The organism is Pseudomonas sp. NBRC 100443 (genome assembly GCF_030268185.1).
GTDB classification, from domain to species: domain Bacteria; phylum Pseudomonadota; class Gammaproteobacteria; order Pseudomonadales; family Pseudomonadaceae; genus Pseudomonas; species Pseudomonas citronellolis.
On sequence record NZ_BSQE01000032.1, the window covers coordinates 1 to 21,372 of the forward strand.

General features: G+C 68.1%; 19 protein-coding genes. 1 reads left to right on the top strand and 18 read right to left on the bottom strand.

What is annotated here, in order from left to right; translation table 11 throughout:
• Nucleotides 1–73: 73 nt before the first annotated feature.
• From mhpE to QSJ95_RS29545, 9 genes are all read right to left on the bottom strand, one after another.
• Nucleotides 74–1,087, bottom strand: coding sequence for a 4-hydroxy-2-oxovalerate aldolase (mhpE, locus tag QSJ95_RS29505; protein ID WP_285647189.1), 1,014 nt, complete (start codon nucleotides 1,085–1,087; stop codon nucleotides 74–76).
• Entirely contained in the window at nucleotides 1,084–2,016 is a 933-nt protein-coding gene (locus QSJ95_RS29510; RefSeq protein ID WP_009619324.1) for an acetaldehyde dehydrogenase (acetylating), read from the bottom strand. Before QSJ95_RS29510 ends, mhpE begins: the two co-directional genes overlap by 4 nt.
• Before the next feature lie 147 nt (nucleotides 2,017–2,163).
• On the bottom strand, nucleotides 2,164–2,967 hold the full coding sequence (locus QSJ95_RS29515; RefSeq protein WP_285647190.1) for a 2-keto-4-pentenoate hydratase: 804 nt from the start codon (nucleotides 2,965–2,967) through the stop codon (nucleotides 2,164–2,166).
• Between the two features lie 15 nt (nucleotides 2,968–2,982).
• Complete coding sequence (locus QSJ95_RS29520; protein ID WP_009619320.1) at nucleotides 2,983–4,443, bottom strand: 2-hydroxymuconic semialdehyde dehydrogenase; 1,461 nt, start codon at nucleotides 4,441–4,443, stop codon at nucleotides 2,983–2,985.
• Nucleotides 4,444–4,620: 177 nt separating this feature from the next.
• Nucleotides 4,621–5,880: an OprD family porin gene (locus tag QSJ95_RS29525; protein WP_064583586.1), complete on the bottom strand. Its 1,260-nt coding sequence runs from the start codon at nucleotides 5,878–5,880 to the stop codon at nucleotides 4,621–4,623.
• 199 nt (nucleotides 5,881–6,079) lie between these two features.
• Nucleotides 6,080–7,279 (bottom strand): benzoate/H(+) symporter BenE family transporter, encoded by a 1,200-nt coding sequence (locus QSJ95_RS29530; protein ID WP_285647192.1) that lies wholly within the window; start codon nucleotides 7,277–7,279, stop codon nucleotides 6,080–6,082.
• A gap of 317 nt (nucleotides 7,280–7,596) precedes the next feature.
• Entirely contained in the window at nucleotides 7,597–8,526 is a 930-nt protein-coding gene (catA, locus tag QSJ95_RS29535) for a catechol 1,2-dioxygenase (protein WP_043267893.1), read from the bottom strand.
• A 54-nt stretch (nucleotides 8,527–8,580) separates the two neighbouring features.
• Entirely contained in the window at nucleotides 8,581–8,871 is a 291-nt protein-coding gene (gene catC, locus QSJ95_RS29540) for a muconolactone Delta-isomerase (protein WP_009619311.1), read from the bottom strand.
• A 21-nt stretch (nucleotides 8,872–8,892) separates the two neighbouring features.
• Nucleotides 8,893–10,014, bottom strand: a complete 1,122-nt coding sequence (locus tag QSJ95_RS29545) for a muconate cycloisomerase family protein (protein ID WP_285647196.1) — start codon at nucleotides 10,012–10,014, stop codon at nucleotides 8,893–8,895.
• 154 nt (nucleotides 10,015–10,168) lie between these two features.
• Here QSJ95_RS29545 and QSJ95_RS29550 point away from each other — a divergent pair, with 154 nt between their 5' ends.
• Nucleotides 10,169–11,041 (top strand): LysR family transcriptional regulator, encoded by an 873-nt coding sequence (locus QSJ95_RS29550; RefSeq protein ID WP_253407091.1) that lies wholly within the window; start codon nucleotides 10,169–10,171, stop codon nucleotides 11,039–11,041.
• A gap of 9 nt (nucleotides 11,042–11,050) precedes the next feature.
• Here QSJ95_RS29550 and QSJ95_RS29555 read toward each other — a convergent pair whose 3' ends face one another.
• From QSJ95_RS29555 to QSJ95_RS29595, 9 genes are all read right to left on the bottom strand, one after another.
• Entirely contained in the window at nucleotides 11,051–12,397 is a 1,347-nt protein-coding gene (locus tag QSJ95_RS29555) for an OprD family outer membrane porin (RefSeq protein ID WP_285647200.1), read from the bottom strand.
• Nucleotides 12,398–12,440: 43 nt separating this feature from the next.
• A complete protein-coding gene (locus QSJ95_RS29560; RefSeq protein WP_285647202.1) occupies nucleotides 12,441–13,946 on the bottom strand; it encodes an amidase in 1,506 nt (501 codons plus the stop codon).
• 81 nt (nucleotides 13,947–14,027) lie between these two features.
• The gene (locus tag QSJ95_RS29565; protein WP_285647203.1) at nucleotides 14,028–15,356 is read right to left on the bottom strand and encodes an MFS transporter; all 1,329 of its coding nucleotides are present in this window, start codon (nucleotides 15,354–15,356) and stop codon (nucleotides 14,028–14,030) included.
• Between the two features lie 165 nt (nucleotides 15,357–15,521).
• A complete protein-coding gene (locus QSJ95_RS29570; RefSeq protein ID WP_285647204.1) occupies nucleotides 15,522–16,295 on the bottom strand; it encodes a 1,6-dihydroxycyclohexa-2,4-diene-1-carboxylate dehydrogenase in 774 nt (257 codons plus the stop codon).
• Nucleotides 16,296–16,529: 234 nt separating this feature from the next.
• Nucleotides 16,530–17,543 (bottom strand): benzoate 1,2-dioxygenase electron transfer component BenC, encoded by a 1,014-nt coding sequence (gene benC, locus QSJ95_RS29575; protein ID WP_285647208.1) that lies wholly within the window; start codon nucleotides 17,541–17,543, stop codon nucleotides 16,530–16,532.
• Between the two features lie 10 nt (nucleotides 17,544–17,553).
• Nucleotides 17,554–18,039, bottom strand: a complete 486-nt coding sequence (gene benB / locus QSJ95_RS29580) for a benzoate 1,2-dioxygenase small subunit (protein ID WP_370310840.1) — start codon at nucleotides 18,037–18,039, stop codon at nucleotides 17,554–17,556.
• Nucleotides 18,039–19,403, bottom strand: coding sequence for a benzoate 1,2-dioxygenase large subunit (gene benA / locus QSJ95_RS29585; protein ID WP_285647212.1), 1,365 nt, complete (start codon nucleotides 19,401–19,403; stop codon nucleotides 18,039–18,041). Before benA ends, benB begins: the two co-directional genes overlap by 1 nt.
• Nucleotides 19,404–19,763: 360 nt before the next feature.
• Nucleotides 19,764–20,717, bottom strand: a complete 954-nt coding sequence (locus QSJ95_RS29590; protein ID WP_009619292.1) for an AraC family transcriptional regulator — start codon at nucleotides 20,715–20,717, stop codon at nucleotides 19,764–19,766.
• Between the two features lie 232 nt (nucleotides 20,718–20,949).
• Nucleotides 20,950–21,363: a type IV pilin protein gene (locus tag QSJ95_RS29595; protein WP_043266788.1), complete on the bottom strand. Its 414-nt coding sequence runs from the start codon at nucleotides 21,361–21,363 to the stop codon at nucleotides 20,950–20,952.
• Nucleotides 21,364–21,372 lie beyond the last annotated feature (9 nt).

Here is a 21,372-nt window from a genome sequence, read left to right on the forward strand (position 1 = left end):
CGTCGTTCCCCTGTAGGAGCGCGCCCTGCGCGCGAATCGCAGGCAGGGCCTGCTCCTACAGTCGAGGTCGAGGTCAGGCGCGGGCGGCCAGCAGGTCCAGGGCCACGTCGACGATCATGTCTTCCTGGCCGCCGACCATGCGGCGTTTGCCCAGCTCGACGAGGATGTCCACCGCCTTGATTCCGTACTTGGCCGAGGCCACTTCGGCGTGGCGCAGGAAGCTGGAGTAGACGCCGGCATAGCCCAGGGCGAGGGTTTCGCGGTCGACGCGCACCGGGCGGTCCTGCAGGGGGCGCACCAGGTCGTCCGCCGCATCCATCAGCGCGTAGAGGTCGGTGCCGTGGTGCCAGCCGAGCTTGTCCGCAGCGGCAATGAAGACTTCCAGCGGCGCGTTTCCTGCTCCCGCGCCCATACCCGCCAGGCTGGCGTCGATGCGGTTGCAGCCCTCCTCCACCGCGGCGATGGAATTCGCTACACCGAGGCTGAGGTTGTGGTGGGCGTGGATGCCGGTTTCGGTTTCCGGCTTCAGAGCAGCCTTCACCGCACGGAAGCGCGCGCGGATATCGTCCATGTTCATCGCACCACCGGAGTCGACCACGTAGATGCAGGTGGCGCCGTAGCTTTCCATCAGCTTGGCCTGTTGGGCTAAGCCTTCAGGGCTTTGCATGTGGCTCATCATCAGGAAGCCCACGGTGTCCATACCGAGTTCGCGGGCGTATTCGATGTGCTGCTTGGAGACGTCGGCCTCGGTGCAGTGGGTCGCCACGCGTACCACGCGGGCGCCGGCGTTGAAGGCAGCCTTTAGGTCATGGATGGTGCCGATACCTGGCAGTAGCAGCGTGGCGATCTTGGCGTGCTTCACCACATCGGCCGCGGCTTCGATCCACTCCAGATCGGTATGGGCGCCAAAGCCATAGTTGAAAGACGAGCCTTGCAGGCCATCGCCATGGGCCACTTCGATGGAGTCCACCTTGGCGAGGTCGAGGGCGGCGGCGATGGCCCGCACGTCTTCCAGGCTGTACTGGTGACGAATCGCATGCATGCCATCGCGCAGCGTCACGTCGGAGATATAGAGTTTCTGGCTCATGCCGAAGCCTCCATTGCCTGTGCCATGCGCTCGGCGGTGGCCAGCGCGGCGGAGGTCATGATGTCGAGGTTGCCGGCGTAGGCCGGCAGGTAGTGGGCGGCGCCTTCGACTTCGAGGAAGACCGAGGTCTTCAGGCCGCTGAAACTGCCGTGGCCGGGGATGTTCAGGTCGGTCACCAGGTCGAACTGGACCTTCTGCTTCAGGCGATAGCCGGGGACGTAGGCCTGCACGGCGGCGGCCATTTCCTCGATGCTGGCCTCGACCTTGGAGGGGTCCACCGCTTCGCTCAGCACGTACACGGTGTCACGCATGATCAGCGGCGGCTCGGCCGGGTTCATGATGATGATCGCCTTGCCCTTCGCCGCGCCGCCGATCACTTCAATGGCTTTCGAAGTGGTCTCGGTGAACTCGTCGATATTGGCGCGGGTGCCGGGACCGGCGGATTTCGAAGCGATGGAAGCGATGATTTCCGCGTAGTGGACCTTGGCCACACGGGACACGGCAGCCACCATCGGAATGGTCGCCTGCCCACCGCAGGTCACCATGTTCACGTTGCTGGCCGTGAGGTGCTGCTCCAGGTTGACCACCGGCACGCAATAGGGACCGATCGCGGCCGGGGTCAGGTCGATCATCCGCAGCCCGGGCTTAACGCCGAGCAGGAAGGCGTCGTTCTTCACGTGGGCGCTGGCGGAAGTGGCATCGAAAACAAAGTCGATGTCGGCGAACACCGGCAGTTTCACCAGCCCTTCGACACCCTCGTGGGTGGTCGCCACGCCCATGCGGGCGGCGCGGGCCAGACCGTCGGAGGCCGGGTCGATACCGACCATGGCGGCCATTTCCAGATGCTGCGCGTTGCGCAGGATCTTGATCATCAGGTCGGTGCCGATGTTGCCGGAACCGATGATGGCGGCTTTTCTCTTCTTACTCATAAACACCCCTCGAAAAGCATTCGATCAAGAGCAAAGAGCTCGATTAAGAGCGCTGGAGGCTAGAGGCTGGACGAAAGAGCACCGACCTCCGCCGTGGCAGGGATCGCTTGTCGTTCAGCCTCCAGCCTTCAGCGCTTTTTTCGGCTCTTAGCCCTGGAAGGCCGCAGTAACGCGCCCCAACCCCTGGATTTCGGCGCTGAATACATCGCCCGGGCGCACCGCCACCATCGGCCCCAGGGCGCCGGTGAGCACCAGGTCGCCGGCGCGCAGCGGCTCGCCCAGGCGGGCCATGGTGTCGGCCAGCCAGAGCGCGGCGTTCAGCGGGTTGTCCAGGCAGGCGGCGCCGGCGCCGACGGATACCGGCTCGCCGCGCAGGCTCAGGCTCATGCCGCAGTTCACCAGGTCCAGCCGGTCCAGGCGCACCGGGCGGCTGCCGAGGACGAAGAGCCCGGAGGAGGCGTTGTCGGCCACGGTGTCGAGCAGGCTGATGTCCCAGTTGGCGACGCGGCTGCCGACGACCTCGATGGCCGGCAGGGCGAAGGCGGTGGCGCGGATGATGTCGGCCAGGGTGTGGCGCTCGTGGCACAGGTCGTGTTCCAGGACCAGGGCGATTTCCGCCTCCACCTTGGGCTGCTGGCAGTCCGTCCAGGCGATGGGCTGGCCGTCGCCGCGGGCCATCTGGGCGAACAGGCGGCCGAAGTCCGGTTGGTCGACGCCCAGCTGGCGCTGCACGGCGCGGGAGGTCAGGCCGATCTTGTGGCCCACCGGGCGCCAGCCGGCGGCGATGTCGGCGACGTTGTTGCGTTGCTGTACGGCGTAGGCCAGATCGAGGGCAGCGGCCCCCTGTTCGTTGGCGGCCTGCTGGACGAGGTCGCGCACCGGCGCGCACGGCTGGCCCTGTTCACGGGCCTGGCGCAGGCGCGCGGCGGCTTCGGCGATGGCTGGATGCATGGGCTTCTCCTGGCCTCAGGGGTTGACGCAGATGGTGGTGAGTTCGGAATAGAAATCCAGCGAGTGGCGGCCGCCCTCGCGGCCCAGGCCGGACAGCCGGGCGCCGCCGAAGGGCGTGCGCAAATCGCGCAGGAACCAGGTGTTGACCCACACCATGCCCACGTGGATGCGCCGCGAGACGCGGTGCGCACGGCCCAGGTCGCGGGTCCACAGCGAGGCGGCCAGGCCGTAGGCGGAGTCGTTGACGCGGCGCAGCACTTCCTCGTCGCTGTCGAAGGGCGCGATGTGGCAGACCGGGCCGAAGACTTCCTCGCGCATGCAGCGGGCGTCGTCGGCGAGGCCGGTCCAGATGGTCGGCTGGACGAAGGCGCCGTTGTCGCGCGCATCGCCGAACTTCGGCACGCCGCCGCCGCTGACCACCGTGGCGCCCTCCTCGCGGGCCAGCTGGAAATAGCCCAGTACCTTGTCGCGGTGCTTGTGGGAGATCAGCGAGCCCATGTTCACGCCGTCTTCGTCGGGGTAGCCGATCTTCAGTTTCTCGGCGCCCGCCTTGAGCGCGGCGACGAAGCGTTCGTAGATCGGCCGCTCGACGTAGACGCGCTCGGAGCACAGGCAGACCTGCCCGGAGTTGGTGAAGCTGGAACGCAGCACCCCGGCCACGGCGGCGTCGAAGTCGCAGTCGGCGAAGACCACCGCGGCGTTCTTGCCGCCCAGTTCGAAGGAGACTTCGCGCACGCCTTCGGCGGCGGCGCGCATGATGGTCGAGCCGGTGCGCGACTCGCCGGTGAAGGTGATGGCGTCGACTTCCGGGTGGCGGGTGAGGAACTCGCCGGCGGAGTTCGGCCCGAAGCCGTGGACCAGGTTGAAGGCCCCGGCGGGCACGCCCACCTCGTGCATCACCTCGGCCAGCAGGGTAGCGCTGGAGGGCGTGTCTTCCGAGGGCTTGACCACCACCGAGTTGCCGCAGGCCAGGGCCGGCGCGACCTTCCAGGTGAGCAGCAGCAGCGGCAGGTTCCACGGCGAGATGATCGCCACCACGCCATGGGGCTTGCGCACCGTGTAGCTGAACACGTCGCTGCCGTCGCCTGTGCGCATCTCGAAGAATTCGCTGCCGCCCTGGCGCACCAGGTCGGCAAAGGTGCGGAAGTTCTGCACGCCACGGGCCACGTCGAGGCTGCGGGCCTGGTGCACGGGGCGGCCGGTGTCGGCCACCTCGGCGGCGACGAAGTCTTCGAAGCGCCGCTCGATGCCGTCGGCGATGCGTTCCAGCAGCTCGGCACGCTGGGCGGCGCTGTAGCTGGCCCAGGGGCCGTTCTGCGCCTGCGCGGCGGCGCTGACCGCGGCATCGACCTCCACCTCGCCGGCCTCGCAGACCTGGCCGAGGACGCGGCCATCCACCGGGGAGACGTTGTCGAAGGTGCGGCTGCTGGCTACGAAAGCTCCGGCGATGTAGTGGCGGAGCAAGGAATGGGACACGGCGACCTCCTGCATGGGCTTGTTTTTCGCCGAGTCTAGGGAGGCCGCCTATAAGCGGATAATCAAAAAAGCGCTCTCAGGTATCCCTTACAGGAATACCGGAAATACCCTCGGGCGCCCTCCTCCATCCGCCCCGGTAGCCGGGGCGGACAGGGGGCCGAGCGCCCTCGGAGGGGTTCAGAACAGCTTCCAGGTGTAGCTGAGGATCAGGCGGTTCTCGTCGATGTCGCTGCGGTAGTTGGAGCGCGCCATGACGTTGCGCACGCGCAGGTTGAGCCCGGCCACCGGGCCGCTCTGCACGGTGTAGCCGATGTCCAGGTCGCGCTCGCGGTCCTTGCCCTCGAAGCCCAGCCCGGTGTCGACGTTGTCGCCGCTGATGTAGCGCAGGGTGGTGGTCAGGCCGGGCACGCCGAGGGCGACGAAGTCGTAGTCGTAGCGCGCCTGCCAGGAGCGCTCGTCGGTGGAGGCGAACTCGTAGGTCGGCACCTCGTTGCCCAGCGGCGAGACGTTGGCGAACACCCGAGGGAAGGCGCTGTCGCCGAACATGCCCTGGTAGCCAAGGTAGAAGGTGTGCCCGCCATGCCTGGCCGAGAACAGCGAGTAGAAGGCGCGGTTGTCGATGTCGCCGAGCAGGTGCTTGCCGTCCTCGCTGGCGTCGAAGTAGCCGAGGTTGGCGCCCAGCACCCAGTCGCCCAGCGGCTGGGCGTGCTTGAGGCCGAGGAAGCGCTGCTTGTAGATGTCTTCCAACTGGCCATACCAGGCGCTGACGCGGGTGCGCTTGGCGTTGAAGTCGTAATCGCCGCCCGCGTAGTTGAAGGCGTCGCTCTCGGCCTGGCGCTGCGGCTGGTAGCTGAGCATGGCGAGCATCTTCTCGTCGCCGCCCTCGTTGCGCAGGTGGGTGGAGGTGAGGTGCCCGGCCTGCAAGGTCAGCCCGGGGATTTCGCTGGAAGTCAGCGAGGTGCCCTGGTAGCTGGGCGGCAGCAGGCGGATGTCGCTGAACACCAGCACCGGCAGGTTGGGCTGCAGCTCGCCGATTTTCAGCTCGGTCTTGGAGAACTTCATCTTGCCGGCCACGCCCAGGCGGCTGTAGTCGTCCGGCGCGCGGCCGTCGCCGCCCACCGGCAGCAGGCCGCTGTTGGTGCGGTCGGGGCTGCTGTCCAGCTTCAGGCCCAATACGCCGATGGCGTCCAGGCCGAAGCCGATGGGCCCTGGGGTGTAGCCGGAACGGAAGTCGAGGATGAAGCCCTGGGCCCACTCCTCCGCTTTGGACTGCCGGTTGGGCCCGACGATGTCGGAGAAGTCGCGGCTGAAGTAGTAGTTGCGTGCCTGCAGGGTGGCGCTGGCACCTTCGATCAACCCTTCGGCCGCGGCCGCCGGCTGGGCGGCGGCCACGCCGATGCCCAGCGCGACGGCGGTCACGCATACGCGATTGCTCATGGTTTTCTCTTGTTCTTATGGTTGTGCGATCCCCTGCCGAGCGACCGGAGGGCCGCGGCTTGGCGCAGGGCGGGGAGTCATGTACCGGCGACGGGGGCCCGGGGCTGTCCGCTTCGATCAGCCGCCCTGCCCTGCTTCCGCTGCCGTGTTGCCTTGGGCGGGCGCCCCGGCCGGGCGCCCGCTTGCCGTTGCCCGGTGGTCAGGCGCGCACGGCGCGCGCCTCGCGTTGAACAGCGCGGCGGCGCACCAGCAGCAGGTGCGCGGCCAGGCCGAAGATCAGGCCCCAGAAGGCCGCCGACAGGCCGAGGAAGGACATGCCCGAAGCGGTGACCAGGAAGGTGATCAGCGCCGCCTCGCGGTCCTCGGGTACGCCCATAGCGCCGGCCAGGGCCCCGCCGATGGCACCGAACAGCGCAAGGCCCGCCAGCGCGGCGATCAGTTCGCGGGGGAAGGCGCTGAACAGCGACACCAGGGTGGCGCCGAACAGCCCCAGCAGCAGGTAGGCGACGCCGCCCACCACCCCGGCGACATAGCGCCGCGCCGGGTCTTCGTGGGCCTCGCGGCCGGTGCAGATGGCCGCGGTGATGGCGGCGAGGTTCAGGCCGTGGCAGCCGAAGGGCGCCAGCAGCAGGGTGCCCAGGGCGCTGCTGGCGATCAGCGGGCGCGCCGGGGTCTGGTAGCCGTCGTTGCGCAGCACGGCGATGCCCGGCACGAACTGCCCGGTGAGCGCTACCACCACCAGCGGCAGGGCGATGTTGAGTAGCGCATGGAGGCTGAATTCAGGGGCGATCCATTGCGGCGTGGCCAGGCCGATCACCAGCGCCGAGGCGTTCAGCTCGCCGCCGCCGATGGCCATGGCACAGCCCACCAGCAGCACCAGGGCCACCGCATAGCGCGGCGCCAGGCGCTTGCCCAGCAGGTAGGCGACGAACATGGCCAGTACCAGCGCCGGCTTGGCCTGCAGCGAGACGAACAGCTGGGTGCCGAAGCTGAACAGGATACCGGCCAACATGGCCGCGGAGATGGCCGGCGGCAGCTTGCCGACCACGCGGTCGAAAGCGCCGGAGATGCCCACCAGGAAGATGATCAGGCTCGACGCCAGGTAGGCGCCCACCGCCTCGTTCAGGCTGATGCCCGGCAGCAGCGCCACCAGCAGCGCCGAGCCGGGCGCCGACCAGGCGATCACCAGCGGCACCTTGTAGCGCAGGCTGAGGAGGATGCCGAGCACGCCGCTGCCGATGGAGATCGCCCACACCCAGGACGATACGGCGATGTCCGGCAGGCCGGCGCTCTTGGCCGCCTGGAAGATGATCACCAGGGGGCCGGCATAGGAAATCAGGGTGGCGATCAACCCGGCCACCAGGGCGGACAGCGAGAAGTCGCGGATGAGGTCTTTCATGGCGCCTCACTTTTTCTTGTTCTGCACGCAAGGCTTCGCCGTGCCGGCAAGCCGGCTCGGGACGATGCCTAGGGGTAACACCGTAGCGGATCTCATCCGCGATTCGCGCCGTTGGTTCCGGCTATCGCGGACAAGGTCCTACGGTTCCAGGAAGCACGGCTTTTCGTAGGATGGCGTTGAGCTAAGCGATACCCATCGCCAGGGTCCGATGGGTATCGCAAGCTCAACCCATCCTACGAAGAGCGCTTCGGCGCAAGACAGTTGCTCCTACGCTGTTTCTGGATCTCCGCGCAGGCGGGAACCCAGTGGACAGCGCCTCAGGCGCCCTGCACCTGCAGCGCGCGCGGGCGCTGGCTGCGCTGTTCGTCTTCGGCGCTGGCGGCCTTCTGCAGCTGGAAGCTGAATTCCAGCTCGGCCACGCGGCCGTCGATGCCGCGGACGTTCTCGGCGAACTTCACTTCGCCGACCAGGCCGTCGCGGGTGGCGTAGGCGAAGTCGTCCCACAGGTACTGGTCGCCGGACAGGTTGATCTGGGTGGTCAGGTGGCGGTAGCCCGGCGCCGAGATGAAGAAGTGGATGTGCGCCGGGCGCTGGCCGTGGCGGCCGAGCTGGTCCAGGCATTCCTGGGTCGGGCCCTGCGGGTCGCAGCCGTAGCCGCTGGGGACGATGCTGCGGGCGCGGTAGCGGCCCTCGGCGTCGGTGATGATGCGGCGGCGCAGGTTGTACTCGCTCTGGCTCTGGTCGAAGTAGGAGTAGTTGCCCTTGGTGTTGGCGTGCCACAGGTCGACGGTGGCGCCGGCGATGGGCTTGCCGTCCAGGTCCAGCACCTGGCCTTCGAGGAACATCACGGTGGCCACGCCGTCTTCGCTGCCGTCGTCCATGCGCGCCTCGCCCTCGACGATGGGCGCGCCGGCCACGTACAGCGGGCCTTCGATGGTGCGCGGGGTGCCGCCGGTCTTGCCGATCTGCGCGTCCTTGGCGTCGTTGAGCAGGTCGATGAAGTGCTCGATGCCCAGGCCCGCCACCAGCAGGCCGGCTTCGCCGCGGCCGCCCAGGCGGTTCAGGTAGTCCACGGCGGTCCAGAATTCGTCGTCGGTGACTTCCAGGTCCTCGATGATCTTCGCGGTGTCCTGCAGCACGCGCAGGACGATCTGCTTAAGGCGTGGGCTGCCATTGTCGTTGCCGTAGCCGGCGGCTTCTTCGAAGAACTTCTGGATCTCGGCAGTCTGGGAAATCTTCACGGTCATGATGTTCACCTCGTCTTGTTCTTATACAAGGGTTTCGTCGTTGGGGTTCAGGGCTCAGCGGTCGTCGGCATGGATGGAGGACGGATGGCGGCAGAGCCCGTCGACCTCGATGTCCATGTAGGGGAACAGCGGCAGTTGCATCAGGGTGTCGTGCAGTTCCTCGACGCTGGCGACGTCGAAGACGCTGTAGTTGGCGTAGTGCCCGGCGATGCGCCACAGGTGGCGCCACTTGCCCTCGCGTTGCAGGCGCTGGGCCAGTTCCTTCTCGTCGGCCTTGAGCTGGGCGGCGCGGGCCGGGTCCATGTCGACGGGCAGTTTCACCGTCATCTTCACGTGGAACAGCATGGGGCTTCTCCTCTCTCTAATTCAGGGGCGGCGGAAGCGCTTGAGGCGCTCCTCGTCCAGGCTCAGGCCGAGGCCCGGGGCGTTGGGCACCAGCAGTTGGAAGTCGCGGTACACCGGCGGCTCGCTGACGATCTCCTCGGTCAGCAGCAGCGGGCCGAACAGTTCGGTGTGCCAGGTCAGCTGCCTGAGGGTGAGGAAGGCGTGGGCCGAGGCCAGGGTGCCGATGGCGCCTTCGAGCATGGTCCCGCCGTACAGGGCGATGCCGGCCGCCTCGGCGATCTGCGCGGTGCGCAGCACGGCGCGCGGGCCGCCGTTCTTGGCGATCTTCAGGGCGAAGATGCTGGCGGCGCCGTCGGCGGCCAGGCTGAAGGCGTCCTCGACGCTCTCGATGGATTCGTCGGCCATGATCGGCGCCGGGCTGCGCAGGTTCAGGCGCACCTGGCCGGCGCGGTTGATCCGCGAGATGGGCTGCTCGACGAGGTCGATGCCGTTCTCGCCGAGCACCTGGCAGCCGCGGATGGCCTGGGATTCGTCCCAGTACTGGTTGACGTCCACGCGCACGCTGGCGCGCTCGCCCAGGGCGCGCTTGATCGCCACCACGTGCTTGAGGTCCTGCTCCAGCGCATTGGCGCCGATCTTCAGCTTGAAGATGCGGTGGCGGCGCAGGTCGAGCATGCGCTCGGCTTCCTCGATGTCGCGGGCGGTGTCGCCGCTGGCCAGCGTCCAGGCCACTTCCAGGCCGTCGCGCACGCGGCCGCCGAGCAGTTCGCTGACGGCCAGGCCCAGGCGCTTGCCCTGGGCGTCGAGCAGCGCGGTTTCCACCGCCGAGCGGGCGAAGGTGTTGCCCTTGATGGCCTTGTCCAGGCGCTGCATGGTGGCGTTGATGTTGCAGGCGTCCTGGCCGATCAGCAGCGGCGCGAAGTGCGCTTCCAGGTTGGCCTTGATGCTTTCCGGGCTTTCGTTGCCATAGGCCAGGCCACCGATAGTGGTGGCCTCGCCGAGGCCTTCGATGCCGTCGCTGCAGCGCAGGCGCAGGATCACCAGGGTCTGCTGCTGCATGGTGTGCATCGCCAGCTTGTGCGGGCGGATGGTCGGCAGGTCGACGATGATCGCTTCGAGGCGTTCGATCAGGGCTTGGGTCATCTCGGGTTCCATATCACGCTAGGCTGCTTGTCGAGGCCCGGCCGTCTGGTGCGGCCGATACCTTCCAGGTCTTTTGTTGCACACCGAAGGATTGCGCCAGCGGTGGCGAGCAGTCCAATATCATTGCCCTCTCGTTCCATACCCTGGAGGTATCATGGAGCTTCGACACCTGCGGTACTTCCAGGCGGTCGCCGAAACCCTCAACTTCACCCGCGCCGCCGAGCGCCTGCACATCGCCCAGCCGCCGCTGAGCCGGCAGATCCAGCAGCTGGAGGAGCTGCTCGGCGTCGAGCTGCTGGAGCGCGGCCGGCCGCTGCGCCTGACCGAGGCCGGGCGCTTCTTCTACGAGCAGAGCGGCACCCTGCTGGAACAGCTGCAGAACATCTGCGACAACACCCGGCGCATCGGCCTGGGCCAGCGCCAGTGGCTGGGCATCGGCTTCGCGCCTTCGACGCTCTACGCGGTGCTGCCGGAGCTGATCCGCGAGCTGCGCAGCGACGCCGAACTGGAGCTGGGCCTGCAGGAGATGACCACCCTACAGCAGGTCGAGGCGCTGAAGAGCGGGCGCATCGACATCGGCTTCGGGCGCATGCGCTTCGACGACCCGGCCATCCACCAGCAGGTGCTGCGCGAGGACCCGCTGGTGGCGGTGCTGCCCACCGGGCACCCGCTGCTGGGCGCGCCGGTGAGCCTGCAGCGGCTGTCCCGCGAGCCCTTCGTGCTGTACCCGGCCAACCCGCGGCCGAGCTATGCCGACCACGTGCTGGCGCTGTTCGCCAACCATGGCCTGGGCATCCGCGTGGCGCAGTGGGCCAACGAGCTGCAGACCGCCATCGGCCTGGTCGCCGCCGGCCTGGGCGTGGCCCTGGTGCCGGCCTCGGTGCAGCAGCAGCACCGCCCGGACATCGGCTACGTCGCCGTGCTGGAACCCGAGGCGGTGTCGCCGATCGTCCTCAGCCGCCGCGCCGGCGACGTCAGCGCCATGGTCCAGCGCTGCCTGGCGCTGATCGAGCAGGTCAACCGCTGAGCGGGCCACTCAGAGCAGCCTCAGGGGCGCGTCGATGATCAGGCGGAACTCCTCCAGGTTGCCCTCGATCTGCCCCGCGCTGGCGCGGTGCCAGATGTAGCCGGTCGACAGGCCGACGCCGCGCAGCGGCCCGGATTGCACGGCGTAGCTGAGCAGGCCGCCGACCTCGTAGTGGCTCTCGCCCTTCTGCCCCAGCACCGAGTTGTAGGCCGCGCGGGGGCCGCCGTCGTAGCCGCTGCCGTCGATGCCCCAGCCCTTGACGTACCAGAACAGGCTCTTGAACCCCGGCAGGCCGTAGGGCGTCCAGTCGGTGCCGTAGCTGACCTGGAAGGAGCGCTCGTTGGGCCCGTTGTAGTACGAGAGCATGGCGTTGGGCAGGTCGAAGGCGTTGGACTCGGCGGGGAAGTCGAAGTACTCGTCGCCATCGATCTGCTGGAAGGCCAGCTTCAACGTGTGGTTGGCGTAGCCCGGCGCGACGCTCGCGCCGTAGGCTTGCTGGCCGATGCGCCCGGCGTTCTCGCGGCCGCTGGAGCGGGTGTCGTAGAAGTCCAGGCGCAGGCCCAGGTCCAGCTCGCCCAGGCGGTAGCGCTGCGCCCAGCCGGCGTAGGTGCGGTCCCAGACGTCGTCGAAGCGCGACAGGTAGAGGCTGGCCCGGCCCCGCTCGCCGAGGCGGTAATCGCCGCCGGCATAGGCGATCCAGTCGCTTTCCACCAGGCGCGTAGTGAAGGTCAGGCTCAGGTCCTGGCTGCCGGCGCCGGTGCGCGGCGTGGCGCGCTGGAAGTGCCCGGCTTTGAAGGTCAGCCCGGGCAGGTCATGGCTCTCCAGCGAGAAGCCATCGAAGGAGGCCGGCAGGGTGCGGGTGTCGGCGTAGCTCATCACCGGCGTGCGGATCTGCTGGCGGCCAAGCTTCGCCTCGGTGGCGCCGGCTTTCAGCTTGAGCGCGGCGATGCCTACCTTGCCCCACTGGTCCACCACCTCGCCGTCGCGCTCTGCCAGCAGGCGGGTGCTGCCGCCGGCCACCGCTTCGCGGCTGCGCTCCAGGGCCACCGCGCCGTACAGCGAGAAGTCCATGCCCAGGCCCTGCTCGCCCTGGCTGTAGCCGGACCGGTAGTCGAGCTTCAGGCCCTGCAGCCAGGCCACGCGGTCGCGCACCGGGCGCCCGCCCTCGTCGTCGGGCACCCGGAAGTAGCTGTCCTTGCGGGCGATTTCATGGGAGTACCAGTGGCGGGTGTTCAGCACCAGCGAGCTGTCTTCGAACAGGCGGCGCTCATCGGCCAGGGCCAGTTCGGCGGTGAAGGGCGCCAGCAGCGCCAGGGGGCCGGCGAAGCGCCGGGCCCGGGTTTCGCTTATGTGCATCGGGTCATGCCTCTTCATTGTTGTTGTCGTCTGGCATGGGCGCTCAGGCGGGCCCGGTCTGGTAGGCGCGCGGCATCCGCGCCGCCGCCTCGATCACCGCGGCCACCTGGAAGCAGCGGTCCTCGCGGTAGTGGTCGGCGATGACCTGCACGCCGGCCGGCAGGCGCTCGCCCTGCAGGCCGCTGGGCACGCTGAGCGCCGGCAGGCCGCTGAGCGCGACGCTCATGAGGATCGCCTGCTGGCGCATGATCTGTGCCATGGCCTCGCCGCCCTGGGCATCCAGGCCCCAGGGCAGCGGCGCGCTGGCGGACACCGGGGCGATCAGCGCGTCGTAGCGCTGGAACAGCGCGCGCCACTTCACCCGCAGGTTGTTGCGGGTGGCCAGCGCGGCGACGTATTCGTCCAGGCCGGTCTCCGGCGTCGCCTCCAGCATGCCCTGCACGGCCGCCTGCAGCGCCTCGCTGCCCTCGCGCTGCATGACCGGCAGCAGCTGCAGGCGGATCTCGGTCATGACGATGCGCAGCCAGGTCTGGGTGGCCAGCTCGTGGTCCGGCAGGCTTACCGGCTCGACGCGGTAGCCGGCGTCCTCGAGCATCTTCGCCACCGCCGCCAGGTTGTCCCGCACCGAAGCGTCGAGGGGAATGCCGGGCAGTTCGTTGACCAGGCCGACCACCCGCTTCTCGCGCGCCTCGGGCGCCGCCACGGGGCTCACCCAGTTGGGGTCGGCGCCGCCGCTGCTGGCCATCGCCAGGAAGGCCAGGCGCGCATCGGCCACGCTGCGCGCCAGCGGCCCCTGGGTGGCGATCTGCTGCCCGGCGAAGCCCAGGCCGAGCCCGGTGGGAATGCGCCCGACGCTGGGGCGCAGGCCGACCACGCCGCAGGCATAGGCCGGGTAGCGGATGGAGCCGGCGATGTCGTTGCCGTGGGCGATCGGGCACATGCCCGCGGCCACGGCCGAGGCCGCGCCGCCGCTGGAGCCGCCCGGGGTGATGTCGGCGCGCCAGGGGTTGAGCGTGCGGCCGTACAGCGGGCTTTCGGTGTACCAGCGGAAGGAGAACTCCGGCGTGCTGGTCAGGCCGATGATGACCGCGCCGTTGTCCAGCAGGTTCTGCACCACCGGGCTGTTGTCGGCGGCGATGTTGTCGCGGCGCGCCAGAATCCCGTTGGTGTTGGGCTGGCCGGCGACGTTCTGGTTGACCTTGACGGTGACCGGCACCCCGTGCAACGGCGGCAGCGCGTCGCTACCCCGCCGCTGGTCGGCGCGCTGCGCCGCGCGCAGGGCCTCGTCGCGCATCTCGTGGACCACCGCCTTGAGCCCGGGGTTGGCCTCGGCGATGCGCCCGAGGCAGCTTTCCACCGCCTCCCGGCTGCTGATGGCGCCGCTGGCGATGCCGGCGGCCAGCTCGCTGGCCTGCCACTGCCACAGCGGCGCATCCGGCAGCGCGAGCGCCGCCTGCCCTTGCTTCACGCTGGCGGCCAGCGCGTTCCTGCCGAGCAGCAAGCCGGCGGACAAGGCCGCGGCACCGGTCATGAAATCTCTGCGTTGCATGCTGTTCCCTCCTTGGCTCCCGTCAGCGCGGAAGCCTGCGGCGGGCGCCGGAGTGGCCGGCCCCGCCCTTGCGTTGTCGGTTCAGGCCCGGGCTTCGGCCAGGGGCGCGAGCACCCGCTCGCTGCGGCTGACCAGGTACATGGCCAGGGCCGCCAGCGCGCCGGGGATCGCGAAGGCCATGAAGTTCAGGTGCAGCGGCAGCTCGATGGCCAGCAGCGAGCCGCCCAGCAGCGGGCCGACGATGGCGCCGTTGCGGCCGATGCCCGAGGCCCAGCCCAGGCCCGTGGAGCGGATGGCCAGGCCGTAGAACTGCGCGGCGCTGGCGTAGAGCAGGATCTGCGTGCCGATGGTGGTGGCCCCGGCGATGCCGATCAGCAGGTAGAGCACCGGCATCGGCGTGTTGAAGCCCAGCAGGGTGATGGAAACGGCGGCGGCGACGAAGAACAGCGCCACCACCCTGGGCAGGTTGAAGCGGTCGCCCAGCCAGCCGCCGAAGATGGCCCCGAACATGCCGCCGAAGTTCAGCGCCAGCAGGAACGACAGGCTCGAACCCAGGCTGTAGCCGGCGTTGGCCATCAGCTTCGGCAGCCAGGAGCTGAGCGCGTAGACCATCAGCAGGCAGCAGAAGAACGCCACCCAGAGCATCAGGGTGCGCAGCGCGCGGCCCTCGCGGAACAGCTCGAGCACCGGCGCGCCCTGCGGCTTGCTCTCGCCCAGGTGCAGCTCGGCGGCGGCCTCCAGGGTGGTTTCCGGGGAAATGCGGCGAAGGATGGCGCGGGCCTGTTCGGTACGCCCCTGGCGCAGCAGGAAGCCCACCGACTCCGGCAGTTGCCAGAGGATCAGCGGCAGCATCAGCAGCGGCAGCAGCGCGGCGAAGAACATCGCCTCCCAGCCGAAGCGCGGCAGCATGTAGATGCCCACGCCGGCGGAGAGCATGCCGCCCAGCGAGTAGCCGCTGAACATCACCGCCACCAGGGTGCTGCGCAGTTTCTTCGGCGCGTATTCGTTCATCAGCGCCACCACGTTGGGCATCAGCCCGCCGATGCCGAGGCCGGCCATGAAGCGGCAGATGCCGAACTGCGTGGGGTTGCTGGCGAAGCCGTTGACCACGGTGAAGCCGGAGAAGAGCACGAAGCAGATGGCGATGCCCTTCTTGCGCCCGACCTTGTCGGCCAGCGGGCCGAAGAACAGCGCCCCGGCCATCATGCCGAACAGCGCGTAGCTGCCCAGGGCGCCGGCCTGCAGCGGGGTCAGGCCCCACTCCTTCATCAGCACCGGCAGCACCACGCCGTAGATGAACAGGTCGTAGCCGTCGAAGATCAGCAGCAAGGCGCACCAGGCCATGACCATCCAGTGGAAGCGGCCGAAGCGCGCGTTGTCGATGACGTCGTGTACGTCGATTTTCCGCATGGCATCACTCTCTTTTTTGTTGTTGTGCGAGAAGCCGTTGGGGCCGCGTCGTGGGCGGTCCGTCTTTGCGTGGGATGGCGTTGGGCCGGAGGCGATACCCATCGCCTCGGGTGATGGGTATCGCTGCGCTCAACGCCATCCTACGGGTTGGTTCGGGTCGGGTTTTCAGCCCAGGTCGCCACCGCCTACCGGCAGGGTCACGCCGGTGATGTAGGAGGCTTCGTTGGAGGCCAGGAAAAGGATGGCGCCGACCTGTTCGTCGATGCTGCCGTAGCGCTTCATCAGGCTGCTGTTCACGGTCTGGTCGACGATCTGCTGGTACCAGACCTTCTCCTGCGGGCTCTGCTCGGCGGCGTTGCGCGGGATGCGCCGCGGCGGCGCCTCGGTGCCGCCCGGCGCGGTGGCATTCACTCGCACGCCGCGCTCGGCGGTCTCGAAGGCCAGGCAGGCGGTCAGCGCGTTCACCCCGCCCTTGGCCGCGCCGTAGGGCACGCGGTTGACGCCGCGGGTGGCGATGGAGGAGACGTTGACGATGGCCCCGGCGCCCTGCTCCAACATCGGCACCAGGGCAGCGCGGCAGCACCATAGGGTGGGGAACAGCGAGCGCCGCACCTCGGCCTCGATCTCGTGCTCGGCGTAGTGCTCGAAGGGCTTGGCCCAGATGGTGCCGCCGACGTTGTTGACCAGGATGTCCAGGCGGCCGAAGCGTTGCACGGCTTCGTTGACCACGCGCTGGGCTTCGGCGAATTGCTCCAGGTCGGCGGTGAGGGTCAACACTTCGGCGTGTTGGCCGAGTTCGTCCTGCAGTTCGTGGACCAGTTCGGAGCGGTCCACGGCGACCAGGCGGGCGCCCTCTTGCGCCAGGCGCTCGGCGACACGGCGGCCGATGCCCTGGGCGGCGCCGGTGACCAGGGCGACTTTGTGGGGGAATCTGTTCATGGCATATCTCCGTAAGGAGTGCGTTCCGGGAAGTGGGTGCGTGGGGCGGCTACCCTCTCCCCCCGCCCTCTCCCTGAAGGGAGAGGGAGCTATTCGTGCTCCCCGGCTGAGTTCGATGCTCGGGCCAATATCGGTGCTTCGTGACAGCCGGCTAACATCGAACTCCGCCGTGGTACGGACAGTCCCCTCTCCCTTCAGGGAGAGGGTTAGGGAGAGGGGCTCTTAGCCACCCGTTCAAGCCGCACTGGCCGCAAACTTCTCGTAGTAGAAATTCGCCGGCGTAATCCCCTGCTCGCGGATGTACGCGCTCACCGCCTCGACCATCGGCGGCGGGCCGCACAGGTAGATGTCCACCTCGCCTTCGTTGAGGTGCGCAGGCGTGATGTGCTGGGTGACGTAGCCCTTGTGCGGGTAGCTGCTCTCGGGGTTGGCCACGCAGGCGCTGAAGCTGAAGTTGGGAATGCGCGCGGCGAAGGCTTCGAGCTTGTCCAGCTCCACCAGGTCGAAGTCGTTGGTCACCCCGTAGATCAGGTGCAGCGGGTGTTCGCTGCCCTGCTCGGCGATCTTCTCCAGCATCGCGGTGAAGGGCGCCAGGCCCGTGCCGCCGGCCAGCAGCAGCAAGGGGCGCCTGATGTCGCGCAGGTAGAAGCTGCCCAGCGGGCCGGCCAGTTCCAGGCTGTCGCCGGCCTTGGCCAGGCTGGTGAGGAAGCTGCTCATCAGCCCGCCGGGCACGTTGCGGATCAGGAAGCTGACCTCGCCGCCCTTCTGCAGCGAGCTGAAGGAGTAGGCGCGGCTCTGGCCGCTGCCCGGCACCTGCAGGTTGACGTACTGCCCCGGCAGGAAGGCCAGCTTGCTCAGGGACTCGCCCTTGACCGACAAGGCGATGGTGCTCTCGGACAGCTGGCGCACCTCGCTGATGGCCGCCTGGTAGCTGGCCTGCTGGGTCTTGCAGACGTCCGAGGACGCCGGCACGCGCACCACGCAGTCGCTTTCGGCGCGCATCTGGCAGGTCAGCACGTAGCCCTGCCCGGCTTCCTCTTCGCTCAGCGCATCCTCGATGTAGTCCTGGCCCAGGTCGTAGCGGCCGGCTTCGGCGAAGCACTTGCAGGTGCCGCAGGCGCCGTCGCGGCAGTCCAGCGGGATGTTCACGCCCTGGCGATAGGCCGCATCGGCGACGGTTTCGCCGGGGTTGGCGTCGATGAAGCGGGTGACGCCGTCTTCGAAGTTCAGTGCGATCGAATAGCTCATGGCGGCCACCTCAGATGTGGTAGATGTCGATGACCTGGCGGACGTAGTCGTTCTTCAGCACCACCTTCTTCGCCTTGATCAGCGGGTTCTCGCCGCGCAGGTCGAGGGTGTAGAAGCTGGTGCCGAAGTAGCTGTCGGTGGTCTTGTAGCGGAAGCTCAGGGTGTGCCAGTTGAAGCGCACCTGGCAGATGCCGTCTTCCTCGCCCAGCACCTCGATGTTGCTGATGTTGTGCGAGGTGCGGGTGTCCGGCATGGTCGCGCTGGAGCGTTCGGTCTTGATGCGGAACACGCGGTCTTCCAGGCCGCCGCGGTTGCCGTACCAGATCAGCGAGATTTCCCGCTGCGGGTCCTGGGTCAGCTCGTCGCGGTCGTCCCAGGCCGGCATCCAGAAGCTGGCGTCGCTGGCGTACAGCTCCAGCCAGGCGTCCCAGTCCTTGTCGTCGAGGTAGCGGGCTTCGCGGTAGAGGAAGTCGCGGATGCTTTCGTAGCGGCTCATCACACGGCCTCCTCGAGCGGAATGCGCTTGGCTTCTTCGGCGGCCAGGGCTTCGCTCATCGCCTGCAGCCAGTACTTGTGCTGCAGCACGAACAGGCCTTCGTCCTCGGTGCGCACGCCGGACAGTTGCGGGTGCAGGTCGATTTCCTGCGCGGCGGCGTCGGCGCCGTCGATCCAGTGCGCGGCCCCGCGGGACATGTCGTTCCAGCCTTCGGCGCTGCCCTGGTAGGCCTGCTGGCAGGAGCGGAACTCCTCCAGGTCGTCCGGGGTGGCCATGCCGCTGACGTTGAAGAAGTCCTCGTACTGGCGGATGCGCTGGGCGCGGGCCTCGGCACTCTCGCCCTTGGGCGCGATGCAGTAGATGGTGATCTCGGTGCGGTTGACGTCGATCGGCCGGGCGATGCGGATCTGCGAGCTGAACTGGTCCATCAGGTAGACGTTGGGGTACAGGCAGAGGTTGCGCGAGTTCTGGATCATCCAGTCGGCGCGGGCCTGGCCGAAGTCGGCGGCGAGCTGTTCGCGGCGCTCGAAGGCCGGGCGGTCCTCGGGGTTGGCCCAGCGCGTCCAGAGCAGCATGTGGCCATGCTCGAAGGAGTAGAAGCCGCCGCCGTGCTTGGCCCAGCCGCCGGCGCTCATGGTCTTCACTTCCTCACCGGCCTCGCGCTGCTTGCGCTGGTTCTGGGTGGCGGCGTAGTTCCAGTGCACGGAGCTGACGTGGTAGCCGTCGGCGCCGTTCTCGGCGGTGAGCTTCCAGTTGCCTTCGTAGATGTAGCTGCTCGATCCGCGCAGCACCTCCAGACCCTCGGGGGACTGGTCGACGATCATGTCGATGATCTTCGCCGACTCGCCCAGGTGCTCCACCAGCGGGCGCACGTCGGGGTTGAGGCTGCCGAAGAGGAAGCCGCGGTAGGACTCGAAGCGGGCGACCTTGGTGAGGTCGTGGGAGCCTTCGCAGTTGAAGCTCGACGGGTAGCCGGCCTCGGCCGGGTCCTTGACCTTGAGCAGCTTGCCGGAGTTGTTGAAGGTCCAGCCGTGGAACGGGCAGGTGTAGCTGGAGCGGTTGCCCGACTTGTGCCGGCAGAGCATGGCGCCCTTGTGGCTGCAGGCGTTGATGAAGGCGTTGAGCACGCCCTCCTTGTTGCGCGCGATGAAGATCGACTGGCGGCCGATCAGGGTCGTCAGGAAGTCGTTCTTCTCGGGAATCTGGCTTTCGTGGGCGAGGTAGACCCAGTTGCCTTCGAAGATGTGCTTCATCTCCAGTTCGAACAGGCGCGGGTCGGTGAACATTTCGCGCTTGCAGCGGTAGACGCCCTTGGCGGGGTCTTCTTCAAGCAGGGAACGCAAGTAGTCGATACCCAGGGTCATGGCCGGGGCCTCCGTTGTTATTGTTCAGGCAGGCTCAGGTTAGGGCTGGGTGGGCGGGGGCAATATCCGCTTTGTGCAGAGCGTTATCCGGTTTTTGCAGGCGGGGTTGCGGGGTGTTTCGGGGCGCTTGCGGGGGCGCGCGGAGATTTCCCTGGAAATCCGTAGGGCATGAGCGAGCGTGGCTTTTCGTAGGATGGGTTGAGCTTGCGAAACCCATGCGGTTGCGCTGATGGGTATCGCTTCGCTCAACGCCATCCTACGAAAAGCACTCAGGTGCAGGGCGGATAACCGTTCGCGGTTATCCGCCGTAGGCGTTATGCGCCCTACGCAGAGGGACAGGAATGTGCTGGTCGCCCGGGCTCAGCCGCGGCGCTTGAGGGTTTCCGAGGGCAGTTCGCCGAACTGCTGGCGGTAGCTTTCGGAGAAGCGCCCCAGGTGCAGGAAGCCGTAGTCCAGCGCCAGTTCGGTGACGCTGCGTACGTTGCAGCTGGGGTCGGCGAGGCAGGCGCGGATGCGTTCGAGCTTGCGCCGGCGGATGTACTGGCGCGGGGTGGCGCTGGCGTGGCGTTCGAACAGGGCGTAGAGCGAGCGCAGGCTCATCTTCGCCTGGCGGGCCAGTTCCTCGATGTCGATGTCCTGCCGCAGGTTGCGCCCTATGTAGTCGTCGATGCGCTCGAAGCAGGCCATGGGCGCGGCCAGGCATTCGCGGCTGACGTTGGTCTGCAGCAGCGTCAGCAGCTTGCTGGCGACGATCTGCTGGTAGTGCTCCTCGATGCGCGGCAGGCGCTGGCTGGATTCGGCTTCCATGCAGACCATGCCCAGCAGGTTGACGAAGCCTTCCAGCTCGCCCAGGCGGTAGCGGCTCTCGGTGAAGCGCGGGCCCTGGCGCGGGTGGGCCCAGCGCTGTTCGGCGCAGATGCCTTCGAGCACCGCGGTGGGAATCTTGATGATGAATTTCTCGCAGTCGTCCGAGTAGGTCAGGTCGACCGGGTCGTCCGGGTTGATCAGCAACAGTTCGCCGGGCTCCAGGTAGTGTTCCCGGCCCTGGCCGCGCCACAGGCAGTGGCCGTGCAGCAGTACCTGCAGGTGGTAGATGGTCTCCAGCGCCGGCGAGGTGACGCGCACGGCGGCGCCGTAGCGGATGCGGCAGAGGTCGAGGCTGGCGAACTTGCGGTGGTTGAGGCTGGCCTCGGGGCGACCGTGGGCGGGCATGCGCAGGGCGTGGTTGCCGACGTGCTGGTTGACGTAGCCGGACACCGCGTAGGGGTCGGCTCGCTCGAATACCCGGCTGCGCTCGCTCAGCAGGTTCTGCATACAGGCACTCACTTTTGTTGTTGTCGTCCGCGCTCTTCGTCGCGGCTCGTGCCCGTCCAGTCTATGCCGGGGCCGGGATGGCGGGGCCCGGCAGAGATGGACGGTCGTGCGGGCCACCCCGGATCGGGGACGGCTGGCCCGCCTGCCGTCCGGCCACCCTAAAGGCCGGAAGGCGGGCGGCGCAATTCGACCTGTGGCGCAGTGTTCGCTTATCGCACGCTTTCGCCCCGGCTCATTGCCAGCAACTGCTGGCCGTGCCGGTGCCGGTGGCGCCGCGGGTGCCGGCCTGGTCGAGGGTGAGCGTCAGGCATTCGCTGTCCCTGGCCTGGCTGCCGGTGGCCGTGGCGGTCAGGGTGTAGGTCGAGGCGCTGACGTTGGAGATGGCCAGGCCGTAGTACTGCAGGCCGGCGACGTAGCTGGTCATGTTCAGCGCCGCGGCGCTGCTGGCGTAGCTGTTGTTCTGCGCGAAGTAGCGCTCCTGCCGCGCCGCGGCCTCGCTGAGCAGCGCCTGGCCTTCGGCGCGGTGGCTGCGCAGCACGTACTTCTGGTAGCTGGGCAGCGCGATGGCCGCGAGTATCGCCAGGATGACCACGACGATCATCATTTCTATCAGGGTGAAGCCGCGGCTTCGCTGTGCAGGTTTCATCGCTGGCCC